Consider the following 16,081-nt stretch of genomic DNA (forward strand, 5'->3'; position numbering starts at 1 on the left):
GGCGCAGGCCGGGGAACATGTAGCTTCTCTTCGATGCACCTTGTTGTCAGACCGTCAGCGCCACGCTCTCCACCCGGTCCATCTCCACCGATGTCCCCGCCACCGCTTCACCGATCAGCAGCAAGGTCGGATCATCATCGCTGATCGTCGCCACGAGGAAAGCGAGCGCCGACAACTTGCCCCGGATCAACCGCTCATCGGGCAGCGAGACATTGACCGCGACCATCACCGGTGTTTCGGGATCGCGCCCGGCAGCGATCAGGGAACGACTGATCTCCCCCGCGGCGGCGCGGCCCATATAGATGCCGAGCGTGCTGCCGGGGCTGGCCAGCGCATCCCAATCCAGTTTCAACGGCTCGCCCGCTTTCAGATGCGCCGTCACCAGCGTCAGGCCGCGCGCTACCCCACGCAGCGTGAGCGAGGCATGGCCGCTCGCCGCAGCAGCGCTGGCGGTGGTGATGCCGGGACAGATGTTGAAGCGAATGCCGTCAGCGGCGAGATGCGCCATCTCCTCCGCCGAACGGCCGAAGACCGAAGGGTCGCCGCCCTTCAGACGCACCACGCGCTTGCCCGCCTTAGCCGCCGCGAGCAGCAGGTCGTTGATGCTCTCCTGCGCTTTCGAGTGACGGCCCGACCGTTTGCCCACGCTCACCCGCTCAATCCCTTGCGGAATCAGGTCCAGCACGCCCGACCCGACCAGCGCATCATAAAACACGATGTCGGCAGCCCCGATCAGCTTTTCCGCCTTGCGGGTCAGCAGGTCCGGGTCGCCCGGCCCTGCGCCCACCAGCCAGACTCCCCCGGCGGCGATCAAGTCATTCGGCTGCATGGAGCGTCTCCTGCGATGTTTGAGCGAGGATGTTGGCGAGCGCCGGGCGGCACGATCCGCAATTGGTGCCCGCGCCCAGCGCCTTGCCGATAGCGGGCACATCGACCAGTTGTTGTTCGCGGATGGCGGCGACGATCTGGTTCAACCCGATGTCGAAGCAGACGCAGATGGTCGCGCCCCTATCTCCAGAAGCGCCCGGCTGGCTGCCGGGACCGCGCGCCGCGAGGACGGAGCCGCCCACGCCTTCCACTTCCAGTTGCCGGATCAGCCAGTCGCGCGAAGGCAGGATGCCGGTGCGGGTGACGAACAGTATGGCGCAGAGCCTGCCCTCGCTGATGGTCGCGACGCGGCGGGTGCCGCGCGTGACGTCCATGGCCTCCGCGCGGTCGCCCTTCGGCAGGAAGGCGTCGAGCCGCGCGGGATCGCCATTGCCGGCGATCTCGTAAAGCGCGCCGCCCGGCACGGTGATCCGCGTCGACCAGAGGCAGGGCAGCTTCACCGGCTGCCCCATTCCCGGCCGGTCGCGCAGGATGAGGAAGCCCTTCCATTCGGTGGCGACCCTCTCGACGCTGGCCGGGGTCGATTTGAAACCCGGCTGGCCCGAATGCGGATCGACCAGCGGGCGGGGCAGCAGGCCGGTGCGGCCGCCGCTGGAAATCTGGTCGGTCCAGTGGATCGGCGTGAAGATTTCGCCGACACGCTGGCCTTCGCTGATCGCCACGCGGAACAGGCTGTTGCCCTGCGCGGTCTGCACGCGGGCCAGGTCGCGATCGGCGATGCCCAGCGCCTCGGCGTCTTGCGGATGGATCTCGACCAGCGGTTCCTCGCGATGGCGGGCGAGTTTGGGCGCCAGGCCAGTGCGGGTCATCGTGTGCCATTGGTCGCGATAGCGGCCGGTGTTGAGCGTCATCGGCCAGTCGCGCAGCGGCGACTGGATGTCCATCTGCTTCGCCAGCACCAGCCGCGCCTTGCCGTCCGGGGTCGGGAAGCGGCCATCGGCGAAGGGCGTGCCGCCCCAGCGGAAAGGCTCCATGGCGTCATAGGCGTCGTTGCCGATAGTGGCATGGCTGCGCAGGTTGAGCAGGCGCGCGCCATCATTCTGATAGGCGGTCAGGCGCGCATGTTCGCGCCAGATGTCGGCCGGCCGGTCATAGGCGAAGGCGTTGCGCCAGCCCATGCGGCGGGCGACTTCCTTGACGATCCACCAGTCGGGCTTCGCCTCACCGGGCAGCGACATGAAGGGGCGCTGGCGGCTGACGGTGCGGTCCGAATTGGTGACGGTGCCATCCTTTTCGCCCCAGCCTGCGGCGGGTAGGCGGACATCGGCATGAACGCTGGTGTCCGTGTCGGCGATGATGTCCGACACGACGACGAAGGGGCAGGTTTCCAGCGCTTCCCGCACGCGACCGGCGTCGGGCAGCGAGACGGCGGGATTGGTCGCCATCACCCATAGCGCCTTGATCCGCCCCTCACCGATGGCGCGGAACAGGTCGACGGCTTTCAGGCCCGGCTTGGTCGCCATGGCGGGCGCGGCCCAGAAGCGGCCGACGCGGGCGACATTGTCCGGCACGAAGTCCATATGCGCGGCCAGCGTCGAAGCCAGCCCGCCGACTTCGCGACCACCCATCGCATTGGGCTGGCCGGTGATCGAGAAGGGCGCGGCGCCCGGCTTGCCGATGCGGCCGGCGGCCAGATGGACGTTGATAATCGCATTGACCTGATCGGTGCCACGGATCGACTGGTTGATGCCCTGGCTGAACAGGGTGACGGTGCGCGGGGTCGCGACGAACAGCTTGTAGAATTGCTCCAGCAAAGCGGGCGCGATGTCGCAGGTCTTGGCCGTCGTCCACAGGTCGTGGTCGGTGCGGATATGCTCCCAAAAGCCTTCGGGGGCGTTCACATGATCGGCCAGATAGGCGGAATCAGTGATGCCTTCCACGTCACACCAGGCAAGCAGGCCGTTCATCAGCGCGACGTCGGTGCCGGGCTTGACGGGCAGATGCAGGTCGGCGCCTTCGCAGGTTTCGGTGCGGCGCGGGTCGATGACGACCAGTTTGGTCCCACGGGTGGCACGCGCAGCCTGAATGCGTTGATAGACGATCGGATGGCACCAGGCGGTATTGGAGCCGACGAGGACGATCAGGTCTGCTTCCTCCAGATCGTCATAGGTGGCAGGCACTACATCCTCACCGAACGCGCGATTGTGCCCGGCGACCGCGCTTGACATGCAGAGGCGCGAATTGGTGTCGATATTGGCCGAACCGATGAAGCCCTTCATCAGCTTGTTGGCGACATAATAATCTTCGGTCAGCAACTGGCCGGAAACGTAGAAGGCCACGCTGTCGGGACCATGACGCGCAATGGTTTCGCGGAAGCGCCTGGCGACCAGGTCCAGCGCCTTGTCCCAGCTTGTGCGCTTGTTGCCGACCATGGGGTGGAGCAGCCGGCCGGTCAGGCCGACCGTCTCCCCCAGATGCGTGCCCTTCGAACAGAGGCGCCCGCCATTGGCCGGATGCGCCTCATCGCCCTTGATCGTGACCGATCGGGGGCCGGTCGGCGTGGCCGAAATGCCGCAGCCGACGCCGCAATAGGCGCAGGTCGTGCGGATGGAGGTAGTCATAGCCCCTCCCTTTCAAGGGAGGGGTTGGGGTGGGTGCGAGCGAAGCGAGCCTGCAACATCACCGTCGCAAGCGCCGCTGACGCGGCGCACCCACCCCCGGCCCCTCCCTTGAAAGGGAGGGGAGAAAGAAATCGACCTCTCACGCAGCCGCCTGCATCGCCATGGGCCGGGCGATCCATATCCGCCCGCCCTCTTCTTTCACCGCGATCGTCGGCGTGCAGCCCTCGTCATTGCCCTGCGCCTCGCCCGTCTTGAGGGCGATGTTCCAGTTATGCAGCGGGCAGGCGACGCTGTGGCCGTGGACGATGCCCTGGCTCAGCGGCCCCTTCTTGTGCGGGCATTCGTTGACCAGCGCGAAAAGCTGATCGTCGCCGGTGCGGAACACCGCGATTTCCTTTTCGCCGGAAAGCTGCACCGTGCGGGCACCGCGCTGGGGAATGTCGGCCAGCGTTCCGATGTCGATCCAGTCGGTCATGGGTGTCACTCCGCAGCGATGGCGATGGGTTGAAGGGGCTGGTGCAGTTCGCTGTTCGCCCCGGCGGCGCGCTCGGCCCAGGGGTCTTCCTGGGAAAAGCTCTGCGAATAGAGGAAGCGGCTGCGGAGCGCCTCGCGGCCTGCATCATCCTCGACGATGCGGCTCTTGATATAGTCGACGCCGACCCGCTCGATCCACGGCGCGGTGCGCTCCAGATAGCGGGCTTCCTCGCGGTAGAGCTGGATGAAGGCAGCGCAATAATCCAGCGCCTCCTGCTCGGTCGCGACCTTGCACAGCAGGTCGGTGGCGCGGACATGGATGCCGCCATTGCCGCCGACATGCAGTTCATAGCCGGAGTCGACACAGACCACGCCGAAATCCTTGATCGTCGCCTCCGCGCAGTTGCGGGGACAGCCCGACGCCGCGATCTTGAACTTGTGGGGCATCCACGATCCCCAGGTCATCCGCTCGATCTTGACGCCAAGGCCAGTCGAATCCTGCGTGCCGAAGCGGCACCATTCGGACCCGACGCAGGTCTTCACCGTGCGCAGCGACTTGCCATAGGCATGGCCGGAAACCATCCCGGCCGCATTGAGATCGGCCCAGACCGCGGGCAAGTCTTCCTTCTTGATGCCGAAAATATCGAGGCGCTGGCCGCCCGTGACCTTGACCATGGGCGCGTCATATTTCTCGACCACATCGGCGATCGCGCGCAGTTCGCGCGGGTTGGTCAGGCCACCCCACATGCGCGGGACGACCGAATAGGTGCCGTCCTTCTGGATATTGGCGTGCATCCGTTCGTTGACGAAGCGGCTCTGCTGGTCGTCGACATAGTCGCCGGGCAGCGCGCAGAGCAGATAATAATTGAGCGCGGGACGGCAGGAGGAACAGCCGTCCGGCGTCGACCAGTGCAGCTTCTGCATCACTTCGGGGATCGAGCGCATATCCTGCGCCACAATCTCTCGCCGCACATCGTCATGGCCGAAGCTGGTGCATTTGCACATCGTCTTCGGCCCGGACTTCACATCGTCGCCCAGCACGACCGCGAGGAGATTTTCGACGAGGCCGGTACACGAACCGCAACTGGCCGACGCCTTGCACCCGGCGCGCACCGCGTCGAGGCTGCACGCCCCCGCATCGATGCAGGCGACGACCTGGCCCTTGCTGACGCCGTTGCAGCCGCAAATCTCGGCATCGTCCGAGAGCACCGCAACGGCCGCCTTAGGGTCCAGCGCGCCTCCTCCGGAGGCGCCAAGAACCGCATAGGCCTGGCCGAAGATCAGCAGGTCGCGGATGTCGCTGACATCCTCGCCCTTTTTCAGAAGGTCGAAATACCAGCCGCCGTCGGCCGTATCGCCGTACAGCACCGCGCCGACGATCCTGTCGTCCTTGACGACGACCCGCTTGTAGACCCCGCGCGAAGCATCGCGCAGGACGATATCCTCACAGCCTTCGCCGCCCGAAAAATCGCCGACGGAGAAGACATCCAGACCCGCGACCTTGAGCTTGGTCGATGTGACCGACCCCTTGTAACCCGTGTGCTGGTCGGTCAGGCCATCGGCGAGGCTGCGGCACATGTCCCACAGCGGCGCGACCAGGCCATAGACATTGCCGTCATGCTCGACGCATTCGCCGACGGCGAGGACATCGGGATCGCTCGTGACCATATGGTCGTCGACCGTGATGCCGCGATTGACCTCAAGCCCCGCTTCGCGGGCAAGGCTGGTCGCGGGGCGAATGCCCACTGCCATGACGACCAGGCTGGCGGGAATGTCGCGGCCATCCTTCAGGCGGACGCCCTCGACCTGGCCTTCCCCATAGATTTCCGCCGTGTTGGCGCCGGTCAATATGGTCTGGCCGCGTCCCTCCAGAGCGGTCTTGAGCAGCCAGCCAGCCGCTTCGTCGAGCTGCCGCTCCATCAGCGTGTCCATCAGGTGGATGACCGTCACCTTCATGCCGCGCAGGGTCAAGCCGTGCGCCGCCTCCAGCCCCAACAGGCCGCCACCGATCACCACAGCACTGCCGCCCTTCCCGGCAGCCTCCAGCATGGTGTCGACATCCTTCATGTCGCGAAAGCTGATGACGCCGGGCAGGTCTTTCCCCGGCACCGGGATGATGAACGGGTCGGAGCCGGTGGCGATCAGCAGCTTGTCATAATGGACGGTCCGGCCCGACTGGCTGGTGACGGCCTTGGCCGCGCGGTCAATGCCGGTGACGGGATCGCCCGCGATCAGTTCGATGCCGTTGTCGTCATACCAGGCGGCATCGTTGATGACGATCTGCTCGAACGTCTTCTCCCCGGCCAATACCGGCGAGAGCATGATGCGATTATAGTTCACATAAGGCTCTGCGCCAAAAATGGTGACGCGATAGCGTCCCGCATCCCGCGCCAGCAGTTCCTCGACCGCGCGGCAACCGGCCATGCCGTTGCCCACCACGACCAGATGTTCGCGGACATCCTCGAACGGCACCAGGACATCGTCCCCGCTGTCCGTCCGGCGTTCGTCCTTGACCTGAAACTCCATCCTAAGCGTCTCCGGAAATGAAAAAGGCCGCCATCCGGACCATCGGGCTTTGAAACCCGAAAGTCTGGATGGCGGCCTTGCCATCATATGCGCCTTGGCGGTCCTACCCTGAACCGCCGCAGCTATGTGAAGAAGGACATCCTTGTCCCTTGCAGTGCAGCATATGGGGAATCGCCCGACGGCTCAAGCGATTCCTCTCATGCCTTTTCAGTCAGATGGCCCAGTCGGCCTGCACCCAGAATTTCTGCGTGTCGGTCGCCATGCTCCGCGCGTCATAGCTGGCGTAGCGCAGCGATAGGGCGGTCTTCTTTATCTTCGCGGACGCGATAAGGTTCCATTCGTCGCCATAATGCTGATCCAGCCTGTCGCTGTCGAACCGATGCCAGACCGCCTGGAGCGTCACACCGCTCAAGGGACCGACCTGCTTCCAGCCATAGCCGCCGCCGACATAGAGATCGCGTATGCCGTTCGGCGGTGTGGTCAGGAATTTGTCGGCCCAGCCCTGAAATTTGAAATTCGTGCCGAGCGGCGTCTGGAAACTGGTGAATGGAACTCCGCTGCTGGCGCCAAGCACTTCATAGCCGCCGTTCAATTTCCAGCCCTTCACGTCCAGCAGCAGGTCCGCCAGCCAATAGTCGGCACTGTAATCGTTCGGATTGCGGTGATAATCCGACTGGCGCGCATAGCTGAACTGATAGCCCAGCTTGACCGCTTTCGACAGCGCCTGCGTTCCCGCCAACCGCACGCCATAGGTCTGACTGGACAGGCGATAGGCCTGCACCGCCGCCTCATCCTGATCGACCAGATAGGCGAAACCAGTCAGCGTTCCGACGGGCGTGGCCCAGGAGAGGTTGGCGAAGATGTTGTCCCCGCGCACCGCCTGCTGCCGCGCGCCGTTACCGTCGATGCCCCAGATCGTCCGCACTTCCCAAGCATAAGCGACATCCAGCTTCAGCCCCTTGGCCGGGGTCAGTTCGGCGCGCACCGCGTCGAAGGTCTGCGCATTGTCGCGAAAGGCGATATTGCCCACAAAGCGCTCGTCATCCAGCGCGATCTTCTGCCGCCCCCCGGTCAGGGTCAACGCTTTGGTCTTATATTGAAGCTGGGCGATATAGAGCGCGACATTCTGCGGATCGGCGATGATCGGCCGGGTCGCCGCGCCATTCACCCCGTCATAATAGTCATCGACGATGGCGAGCGTCCCCTGCCCCACGACGGTCGCCGACAACGCCCCGCTGCTGGCCGTCACACCGGCGCGGGCGCGGACGGTAAGCGCATGGGAAGAGCCGTCGGCCAGTCCCTGCTGGTCGGCATCCTCATAACGCAGCCGGGCTTCCGCCACTGGCTTTAGGCCGATCTCCTGAGCGCAGGCCGGTCCTGCGACGGCCAGCGCGGCCGCCGATGCGATGATATATTTCATGGGAAATCGTCCCCCTCGGACGAATGATAAACAAAATCCGTTCGGGCTGAGCGAAGTGGCTTCGCTTCGCCCAGCCCGAACGGAAGATTGGATCAGATGCGCGCGCCGGTGTTCCAGGTCGCGCGCCACTTGGCCTTGACCAGCGCCACGCCCAGGAAGGCGAGGATCGCCAGCCCCGCAAAGATCAGGAAGCCGGGCGCGAAGCTGCCGGTCATCTGCTTGGCTAACCCCAGCGAACTGGCGAGGTAGAAGCCACCGACGCCGCCCGCCATGCCGACCAGCCCGGTCATGATGCCGATTTCCGCCTGGAAGCGCTGCGGCACGAGTTGGAAGACCGATCCGTTGCCGGTGCCCAGCGCCAGCATGGCCACCACGAACAGACCAAGAGCGCCCGCGAGGCTCGTCGCATAGGCGACGCCCGCCAGCGCCAGCGCGGCGACGATATAGACGATCATCAGCGCCTTGACGCCGCCGATCCTGTCGGCCAGCGCGCCCCCCATCGGCCGCACCAGCGACCCGGCGAACACACAGGCCGCGGTGCAATAGCCCGCGACGATCGGGGTCAGGCCGAACTGGTCGGTGAAGTAGATCGGCAGGGATGCGGCAAGACCCACGAAACCGCCGAAGGTGACGGCGTAGAAGGCCATCAGCCACCAGGCGTCACCCTCCTTCAAGGGCTGGAAATAATCGATCATCTTTTTCGGCTCGGGCGCATTGGGTGCGTCCTTCGCCATCAGCATATAGGCGACGAAGACGATCGTCAGCGGGATGCAGGCCAGGCCCAGCACCGCATTCCAGCCGAAGATCTTGGCCAGGACCGGCGCGAAGAGCGAGGCAAGCACCGTGCCCGAATTGCCCATGCCCGCAAGGCCCATCGCCTTGCCCTGATGTTCGGCCGGATACCAGCGGCTCGCCAGCGGAAGCGCGATCGCGAAGCTCGCCCCGGCAAAGCCCAGGATCACACCCAGCGCCAGCGTGCCGCCAAAGCTGTTGACGCCCATCACCCAGGCGGTGAACAAACCGGCGATGACGATCAACTGACTGATCGCGCCTGATAATTTCGGACCGATCCGATCGACCAGCAGGCCGTTGACGACGCGCAGCAGCGCGCCGGCCAAGGTCGGCGTCGCGACCATCAGCCCCTTTTCCGCCGGCGTCAGCATGAGCGTCTTGGAAATCATCGGCGCGAGCGGCCCAAGCAGCACCCACACCATGAAAGCCAGGTCGAAATACAGGAATGCAGCGATCAAGGTCGGTGTGTGACCGGCCTTCCAGAAGCTTGTCGCGGGCGAAGACGCGGCGTCCTCTCCTTCGCGATCCCAATAAGCAGTTGCCATGTGACGTCCCCCAATAAACGGAAATGGACACGAAAAAAGCCGCAGCCCGGACGACACCCATGGGGTATGCCCGGTCAGCGGCTTTGCTGCGAAATCTGGTGAGAACACGCGATCCCCACCTTGGGACGGCGCATCCGGATAAGCGCGCTTCGTCGCGCGACTCCTATATCATCTCGCGATTCGCTTCATGTTGCAAGGCACAAAATTCGGTGCAGTTTCAGGGGATGCGTAACTTCGGGTCATTCCGCCGGCAACTCACCGCACCGGCACGAATCCCGCCAGAAACTCCTCGATCTGCTCCGGATCGAACACCCGTCCGTCGAAGAAGCGATCCGGTCCCAAGGTCAACTCCCCCCGGCGCGATCCCACCGCCAGCGGCAGGTTGACCGCGCCTTCCACCTTCATGCTCGCGCCCGGCATCGGCATGTCGCTGTTCGCCAGCGCGCGGCGGAAGATATCGGGGCGGAACACCGCGCCCGCCTTTGCTGCGGTTGCGGCATCATGGTCGACCATGTTCCACCGCACGAGCTGCGAATAGAGCCACAGCGCCTGGCTGCGCCAGGGAAAGGGCGTCGCTTCCCGGCTGAACAGCATGAAATCGGGATTGGCGATCGCCGCCTCCCCCGCCCGCGCCACGATCTGCCCGCTCAACGCCCGCCCAATCAGTTCGGCCGGCTGGTCGACATAGCGCGGATCGGCCAGCAGGTCGGCCAGCGCGGCATGATTGGCCGGATCGTCACACCAGGCCGCCGCCCGCGCCAGCGCGCGCAGCAGCCGGTCGACGGTATCGAGATTTTCCTCCAGCCAGGCTTCGCGGAAGGCCAGCACCTTCTCCACCCCGCGCCGCCAGATGCGCTCGCCGATCGCCACCGTTTCGGCCAGCCCCGCCTCAACCGCGGCGCTGCCCCAGGGTTCGCCGGCGATGAAACCGTCAATCTCGCCCGCGCGCATCGCTTCCACCGTCAGCGACGGCGGCAACACGCGCAACACCACATCCCTGTCCGGATCGACGCCCGCACTCGCCAGCCAGTAGCGCAGCATGATCGCATGGCTGGAAAAGCGGTGAACAACACCGATCACCGGCTTGCGCCGCCACAGTCCGATCGCGGTGGCAAAATCATGCGCAGTGCCCAGCGGGTCAGCCAGCCGCGCCGCGACATCCGGCTCCAGCGCCTTGGCGAAATCACTCGCCATCACCAGCATATTGCCGTTGACGCCCAGCTTGTAGGGCGCAGCCAGCGCGGCGGGCTGCTGGCTCAGCCCCAGCGTCACCGCCACGGCCAGCGGCGCCAGCATCTGCGCGGCGTGAACCTGACCGAACACCAGCCGGTCGCGCACCGTCGCCCAGCTCGTCGTGCGGATGAGGTCGAGGTTCAGCCCTTCGGCTTCCGCAAACCCCTTCTCGCGCGCCGCCACCAGCACGGCGGCGTCGTTCAGCGGCAGGAAGGCGATCTTCACATTCGTCGTCATAGGCCTCCCCCCAGCAGGTCGCTGGCGGTGATGACCGCCTGCGCCACGTCCACGATTTTCTTGCCCTGGTTCATCGCGCCCGACCGCAACAGCGCATAGGCGTCCTGTTCGGACAGGTTGCGCTGGTTCATCAGGATCGACTTGGCGCGGTCGATGATCTTGCGATCGGACAGGGCGGTGCGCGCCTCGTCCAGTTCCGCCTGGATCTTGGCGAAGGCGTTGAAGCGCCGCACCGCTAGTTCCAGCACCGGCTTCACCCGCTCCTTGCGCAGGCCGTCGACGACATAGGCGGACACGCCTGCATCGATCGCCGCGCCGATCATACCGTCGTCGGACTGGTCCACGAACATGGCGATCGGCCGGGCGAGCGCGCGGCTGACGGTCAGCATCTCTTCCAGCGTGTCGCGGCTGGGGCTGCCCAGGTCCATCAGCACGACGTCAGGGGCCATGCGTTCAAGCCGCGCGACGAACGCGCCGCGCGGGGGGACGATATGGATATCGTCATAGCCCGCCTCGCGCAGCCCTTCCTCCAGGACGGTCGCGCGCAGCCCGCTGTCGTCGATGATGACGATTCGCATCTACCCTGCCTCTTTTGCCCCGTAACTGACCGCGATGCTGCGCCGCGTCAATCGGGGGGCTTAGGCCGGCAGCACCAGGCTGGCTTCCAGCCCGCCTTCCGGCCGGTTGGCGAGGCGCAGTTCGCCCCGATGTTCGGCCATGATCGCGCGAACGAGCGCCAAACCCAGCCCAGCCCCGCCCGTCTCACGATTGCGCGATCCTTCCAGCCGGGTGAACGGTTCCAGCATCTCTTCCATGCGATCCTCGGCAATGCCGGGGCCTTCGTCCGCGACGGCGATGCGGATCAGGCCGTCTTCATGCAGCACCGACACATGGGCGCGCTCGCCATAGACGATCGCATTCTCGATCAGGTTGCGCAGCGCGCGACGGATCTGTTGTGGCCGCGCGAAGGCGACGGCGCGGTCGCTGTCCGTCATTGTCACCGGCGATCCCAGCTCGATGAAATCCTCCACCACCGCGTCGGCGAGCGCGGCAAGATCGACCTTCTGCGGATGTTCGGTGCTGCGCCCGGCGCGGGCGAGCGAGAGGATATCCTCCAGCATCCGGTTCATTTCGTCGATCGTTTCGGACATGCGGGCGCGCTCCCCCTCATCCTCCACCGATTCGGTGCGGACGCGCAGCGAAGCGAGCGGGGTGCGCAGATCATGACCGATCGCGCCCAGCATCCGGTCCTTCTCATCCAGCATGGCGATGATCCGACCACGCATGGCGTTGAAGGCCATGGTAAGGTCGCGCACGTCGCCCGGCCCCCGCTCGTCCACCGCATCGGCCGCGCCCGTCCTGGCGAATTGCTGGGCGGAGCCGGTAAGCTGCTTTAAGGGGCGGGCCAGGCGGCGTCCGACCCAAAGCAGGGGCAGCAGGACGATGGCGTAGAGGATAAGTGTCTGACCGATCAGCCATCCGCCAAAGTGCGGCGATCGGTTGCCGCCGCGCGCCTGCGTCACCACCCATTTGCCAGGTTCATATTCCGCCGCCAGCGTCAGGCGCGCGACGCGGTTATTGGGCTGCCAGTCGCCGCTGGCCCGCATCCTTATCCTTTCCCAGCGGCGCAACGGCCGCTCCGCTTCGTCCTGCGCCACGCGCACGGTCAGGATGGGCAGGCCGATATCCTCGAACATCGCCACGGCGCGTTTCTCTATGTCGGGCCGCGCCCGTCCCGCAAGAACGGGCATGGTCTGTACGAAGCGCGCCCGCGCGCGGTCTGGACCAGGCCGGTCGGGCCGGTTGTCGAGCGCATCGACGACGCGATAGACCACGGGCGCCGTCTGGCCGGTCAGTTCCAGCCGGGTCCGTTCCCGGAACAACAGGGCGAAATTGATCGCCTGCGCCACGAACAGGGCGATCGCGACCAGCAGGATGATCTGGCCGACCAGGCTTTGTGGCCAGAGGCGCAGGCGCATCACAGCTTCCGCACCTCCGCCGACAGGGTGTAGCCCCCGCCCCAAACCGTCTTGATGAGCGTGGGGGCCTTGGGGTCCGGCTCGATCTTCTTGCGCAGGCGGCTGATCTGATTGTCGATCGCCCGGTCGAAAGCATTGGCTTCGCGCCCCTGGGTGATGTCGAGCAACTGGTCCCGGCTCAGCACCTGATTGGGGCGCGTGGCGAAGGCGAGCATGAGATTATATTCGGCGGTCGACAGCGGCAGCGAGACGCCCTCGCTATCCACCAACGTGCGCTCCTGCGACTTGAGCAGCCAGCCGGCAAAGGCGTAGGTCGCGCCATCGGGCGCGGTGACGCGCTGGCCGCCGGTGGCGACGCGGCGGAAGATCACCTTGATGCGGGCGACCAGTTCGCGCGGGGAAAAGGGTTTCAGCACATAATCGTCCGCGCCCATCTCCAGCCCGACGATGCGGTCGGTCTCCTCCGACCTGGCGGTCAGCAGGATCACCGGTATCTCGCTCGTCTCGCGAATATAGCGACAGAGCGACAGGCCATCCTCGCCCGGCATCATGATGTCGAGGATGACCAGGTCGATCGCGCTGGCGGCGAGCCGCAGCCGTGCGTCGGCAGCATTTTCGACTGCGGTGACGCGAAAGCCGTTGCGTGACAGATATTGCGCCAGCGGTTCGCGGATCGAACGCTCGTCATCGACGAGCAGCAGATGGGGGCGGTCGGTCATCATGTCTGTCTGTCACGGCTTTCCGGAGGTTGGAAGGGCGAAGGCAGGGGACAACTGGTAACCACCCATCGGCTGCCTACGCCTATGCATATGACTCATCATAATAAACTCACTGTTCCCCGGCGAAGGCCGGGGTCCAGATCGGACGTTAGAGCTGGACCCCGGCCTTCGCCGGGGAACCAATCGACACAAGTTGGTATCAGTCGTCGGCGGGCGGGGGCGGAACATTGCGACCATGGCCGCGACCGCCCATCGAGCCGCGCATCTGGGGGCGCGCGGCCTTCAGCTCATCGGCGGTGACGAAGCCGTCCTTGTTGGTGTCCGCCTTGTCGAACAGGGCGAGCGGACGGGCCATGAACTCGGCCTTGGTGACGGTGCCGTCCTTGTCCGCATCGCCGAAGCCGCCCGGACCGCCGTGCATCATGCCACGACCGGGGCCGCCATGACGACGCCCGCGCCAGCCGCGCCCTTCGGGACCGCCACCCTCGGCGCGCTTTTCGGCGCGCGCCTGATAGCCGGCGGTGAATTCGGCCTTGCTGATCTGTCCATTTTTATCGGTGTCGAGCGCTGCAAAGCGTTCGTCGAGGCGCTGCTGGCGGCGGAGATCGCGATCCTTCCGGGTCAGTTGGCCGTCATGATCGACGTCCAGCTTGGCGAAGCGGGCTTCGAGCGCGGCGGTGAGTTCCGCCTTGCTGATCTTGCCGTCCTTGTTGGTGTCGGCCTGTTCCATCAGGCCGCCACGCGGACCGCGGGGGCCGCCATCAGCGCCGGGCTGGGCGAAGGCAAGGTGGGCGGCCGCAAGACCGCCGATGAACAGCGATCCGACCGCGACGGAAATCCTATATTTGCGGGGCATGTCAGTCTTCCTTTGCAAGGTCATCCCGAACGGCTGTCCGCCGTCCTTGAAGACGCATATGCAGGGAAGTTGTCCCGCAGATATGTCATAGCGACCGCTTGTTTGTCGCGAATTGTAACGGCGCCATTCCAACTTTCCGTCATTCCCGCGCAGGCGGGAACCCATCTCCTGACCTTTCACCCAGATGCCCGGTGGGAAGATGGGTCCCCGCCTGCGCGGGGATGACGATGAGCTGTTTACCGGTCGCGGCGACCCAGCAGGCGCAAGCGCAGCGCGTTCAGCTTGATGAAGCCCGCCGCGTCGCGCTGGTCATAGGCGCCCGCATCATCCTCGAAGGTCACAACCTTCTCGCTGTAGAGCGAATAGGGCGACTTGCGGCCGACGACATAGACGCCGCCCTTGTAGAGCTTGAGGCGCACCGTACCCGTCACCTTCTCCTGGCTGTAATCGATCGCGGCCTGGAGCATCTCGCGCTCAGGCGAGAACCAGAAGCCGTTATAGATCAGCTCGGCATATTTGGGCGCCAGCTCGTCCTTGAGGTGCGCGGCGCCGCGATCGAGCGTCAATTGCTCGATGCCGCGATGGGCGAGGTGATAGATGGTGCCACCCGGCGTTTCATACATGCCGCGCGACTTCATGCCGACGAAGCGGTTTTCAACCAGGTCGAGGCGGCCGATGCCATGCTTGCGGCCATAGTCGTTGAGCGTTTCGAGCAGGGTCGCGGGCGACATGCCGACGCCGTTGATCGCGACACCGTCGCCACGCTCGAAATCGATGGTGATATATTCGGGCGCGTCGGGCGCATCCTCCGGGTTCACCGTGCGCGAGTAGACATAATCCGGGGTTTCTTCCCACGGATCTTCCAGCACCTTACCCTCGGAGCTGGTGTGCAGCATGTTCGCGTCGGTCGAGAACGGGCTTTCGCCACGCTTGTCGCGGGGAATCGGGATCTGGTGCTTTTCGGCGAATTCGATCAGCTTGGTGCGGCTGGCCAGATCCCATTCGCGCCAGGGGGCGATCACTTTGATATCGGGGGCGAGGCCATAATAGCCCAGTTCAAAGCGGACCTGATCGTTACCCTTGCCGGTCGCGCCGTGGGACACGGCATCGGCGCCCACTTGTCTGGCGATCTCGATCTGGCGCTTGGCGATCAGCGGACGAGCGATCGAGGTGCCGAGCAAGTAGAGGCCTTCATAGAGCGCGTTGGAGCGCATCATCGGGAAGACATAATCCTTTACGAACTCCTCGCGCAGGTCGTCGATGAAGATATGCTCTTCCTTGACGCCCATCAGGCGCGCCTTGGCGCGAGCGGGTTCCAGTTCCTCGCCCTGCCCCAGATCGGCGGTGAAGGTCACGACCTCGCACTGGTAGGTCTGCTGCAGCCATTTCAGGATCACGCTGGTATCGAGACCACCGGAAAAGGCGAGGACGATGCGATTGATCTTGTCTGAAGTGGGAGCTGACATGGGCTGGCGACTCTTTTCGTGCAGGAAGGACGCGGAAATGATGCGCGCGCCCGGTATCAGGCAAGCCGCCAAAGCGCAACCGGACAGAAAGAGAGGCGGATGGCTTCATGCCGCTCCGGCGATCGCAACGCCGGCGGGGCGGAGGACGCCATCAGCATGGCTCGACAGGATGGCCTTCGCCCGCATCGTCGCCCTTCTTTTCCAGCCGCGCGCCGTCCAGCAGCGCAGCCCGCTTCTGTTCTGCCGCGGAATCGGCGGCTCGCTGCGCCTTGGTGCGACCGAACTTCGCGCGGTTGGCGTCCGCCTGGTTCAGCTTGTCGGCGCGCGCTTTCGCCTTGCGGGCCTGGCGCAGATTGATGACGTTGCTCATCGTTATAGTATTAGA

General features: G+C 65.1%; 13 protein-coding genes. All 13 read right to left on the reverse strand.

Annotated elements, in window-relative coordinates:
- Window positions 1-46 precede the first annotated feature (46 nt).
- The 13 genes from cobA to MOK15_RS09565 all read right to left on the reverse strand — a co-directional run bounded on the left by cobA (window position 47) and on the right by MOK15_RS09565 (window position 16,066).
- Window positions 47-829: a uroporphyrinogen-III C-methyltransferase gene (gene cobA / locus MOK15_RS09505; RefSeq protein WP_242931389.1), complete on the reverse strand. Its 783-nt coding sequence runs from the start codon at window positions 827-829 to the stop codon at window positions 47-49.
- A complete protein-coding gene (locus MOK15_RS09510; RefSeq protein ID WP_242931390.1) occupies window positions 816-3,449 on the reverse strand; it encodes a nitrate reductase in 2,634 nt (877 codons plus the stop codon). Before MOK15_RS09510 ends, cobA begins: the two co-directional genes overlap by 14 nt.
- A 139-nt stretch (window positions 3,450-3,588) precedes the next feature.
- Entirely contained in the window at window positions 3,589-3,924 is a 336-nt protein-coding gene (gene nirD / locus MOK15_RS09515; RefSeq protein ID WP_242931391.1) for a nitrite reductase small subunit NirD, read from the reverse strand.
- 5 nt (window positions 3,925-3,929) lie between these two features.
- Entirely contained in the window at window positions 3,930-6,449 is a 2,520-nt protein-coding gene (gene nirB, locus MOK15_RS09520; protein ID WP_242931392.1) for a nitrite reductase large subunit NirB, read from the reverse strand.
- 211 nt (window positions 6,450-6,660) lie between these two features.
- The gene (locus MOK15_RS09525) at window positions 6,661-7,869 is read right to left on the reverse strand and encodes a hypothetical protein (protein ID WP_242931393.1); all 1,209 of its coding nucleotides are present in this window, start codon (window positions 7,867-7,869) and stop codon (window positions 6,661-6,663) included.
- Between the two features lie 92 nt (window positions 7,870-7,961).
- Window positions 7,962-9,206 (reverse strand): nitrate/nitrite transporter, encoded by a 1,245-nt coding sequence (locus MOK15_RS09530; RefSeq protein WP_242931394.1) that lies wholly within the window; start codon window positions 9,204-9,206, stop codon window positions 7,962-7,964.
- A 255-nt stretch (window positions 9,207-9,461) separates the two neighbouring features.
- A complete protein-coding gene (locus MOK15_RS09535) occupies window positions 9,462-10,676 on the reverse strand; it encodes a CmpA/NrtA family ABC transporter substrate-binding protein (RefSeq protein WP_242931395.1) in 1,215 nt (404 codons plus the stop codon).
- Window positions 10,673-11,254 carry an ANTAR domain-containing protein gene (locus tag MOK15_RS09540; protein WP_242931396.1) on the reverse strand — a complete coding sequence of 194 codons (582 nt, stop codon included), beginning with the start codon at window positions 11,252-11,254 and terminating at the stop codon, window positions 10,673-10,675. The genes MOK15_RS09535 and MOK15_RS09540 overlap by 4 nt, the downstream gene beginning before the upstream one ends.
- 60 nt (window positions 11,255-11,314) lie before the next feature.
- A complete protein-coding gene (locus MOK15_RS09545) occupies window positions 11,315-12,658 on the reverse strand; it encodes an ATP-binding protein (protein WP_242931397.1) in 1,344 nt (447 codons plus the stop codon).
- The gene (locus tag MOK15_RS09550) at window positions 12,655-13,374 is read right to left on the reverse strand and encodes a response regulator (RefSeq protein ID WP_242932705.1); all 720 of its coding nucleotides are present in this window, start codon (window positions 13,372-13,374) and stop codon (window positions 12,655-12,657) included. The genes MOK15_RS09545 and MOK15_RS09550 overlap by 4 nt, the downstream gene beginning before the upstream one ends.
- Before the next feature lie 199 nt (window positions 13,375-13,573).
- Window positions 13,574-14,230, reverse strand: coding sequence for an EF-hand domain-containing protein (locus MOK15_RS09555; RefSeq protein ID WP_242931398.1), 657 nt, complete (start codon window positions 14,228-14,230; stop codon window positions 13,574-13,576).
- 236 nt (window positions 14,231-14,466) lie between these two features.
- Entirely contained in the window at window positions 14,467-15,696 is a 1,230-nt protein-coding gene (locus MOK15_RS09560; RefSeq protein WP_242931399.1) for an argininosuccinate synthase, read from the reverse strand.
- A gap of 151 nt (window positions 15,697-15,847) precedes the next feature.
- The gene (locus MOK15_RS09565; protein WP_242931400.1) at window positions 15,848-16,066 is read right to left on the reverse strand and encodes a DUF4169 family protein; all 219 of its coding nucleotides are present in this window, start codon (window positions 16,064-16,066) and stop codon (window positions 15,848-15,850) included.
- Between the last annotated feature and the right edge of the window lie 15 nt (window positions 16,067-16,081).

It is taken from the genome of Sphingobium sp. BYY-5, from assembly GCF_022758885.1.
Taxonomy (GTDB): Bacteria; Pseudomonadota; Alphaproteobacteria; order Sphingomonadales; family Sphingomonadaceae; genus Sphingobium.

What these genes read in the sequence shown, in the direction of transcription:
- cobA (WP_242931389.1), bottom strand. Translation starts at nt 829, where the DNA reads ATGCAGCCGAATGACTTGATCGCCGCCGGGGGAGTCTGGCTGGTGGGC.
- MOK15_RS09510 (WP_242931390.1), bottom strand. Translation starts at nt 3,449, where the DNA reads ATGACTACCTCCATCCGCACGACCTGCGCCTATTGCGGCGTCGGCTGC.
- nirD (WP_242931391.1), bottom strand. Translation starts at nt 3,924, where the DNA reads ATGACCGACTGGATCGACATCGGAACGCTGGCCGACATTCCCCAGCGC.
- nirB (WP_242931392.1), bottom strand. Translation starts at nt 6,449, where the DNA reads ATGGAGTTTCAGGTCAAGGACGAACGCCGGACGGACAGCGGGGACGAT.
- MOK15_RS09525 (WP_242931393.1), bottom strand. Translation starts at nt 7,869, where the DNA reads ATGAAATATATCATCGCATCGGCGGCCGCGCTGGCCGTCGCAGGACCG.
- MOK15_RS09530 (WP_242931394.1), bottom strand. Translation starts at nt 9,206, where the DNA reads ATGGCAACTGCTTATTGGGATCGCGAAGGAGAGGACGCCGCGTCTTCG.
- MOK15_RS09535 (WP_242931395.1), bottom strand. Translation starts at nt 10,676, where the DNA reads ATGACGACGAATGTGAAGATCGCCTTCCTGCCGCTGAACGACGCCGCC.
- MOK15_RS09540 (WP_242931396.1), bottom strand. Translation starts at nt 11,254, where the DNA reads ATGCGAATCGTCATCATCGACGACAGCGGGCTGCGCGCGACCGTCCTG.
- MOK15_RS09550 (WP_242932705.1), bottom strand. Translation starts at nt 13,374, where the DNA reads ATGACCGACCGCCCCCATCTGCTGCTCGTCGATGACGAGCGTTCGATC.
- MOK15_RS09555 (WP_242931398.1), bottom strand. Translation starts at nt 14,230, where the DNA reads ATGCCCCGCAAATATAGGATTTCCGTCGCGGTCGGATCGCTGTTCATC.
- MOK15_RS09560 (WP_242931399.1), bottom strand. Translation starts at nt 15,696, where the DNA reads ATGTCAGCTCCCACTTCAGACAAGATCAATCGCATCGTCCTCGCCTTT.
- MOK15_RS09565 (WP_242931400.1), bottom strand. Translation starts at nt 16,066, where the DNA reads ATGAGCAACGTCATCAATCTGCGCCAGGCCCGCAAGGCGAAAGCGCGC.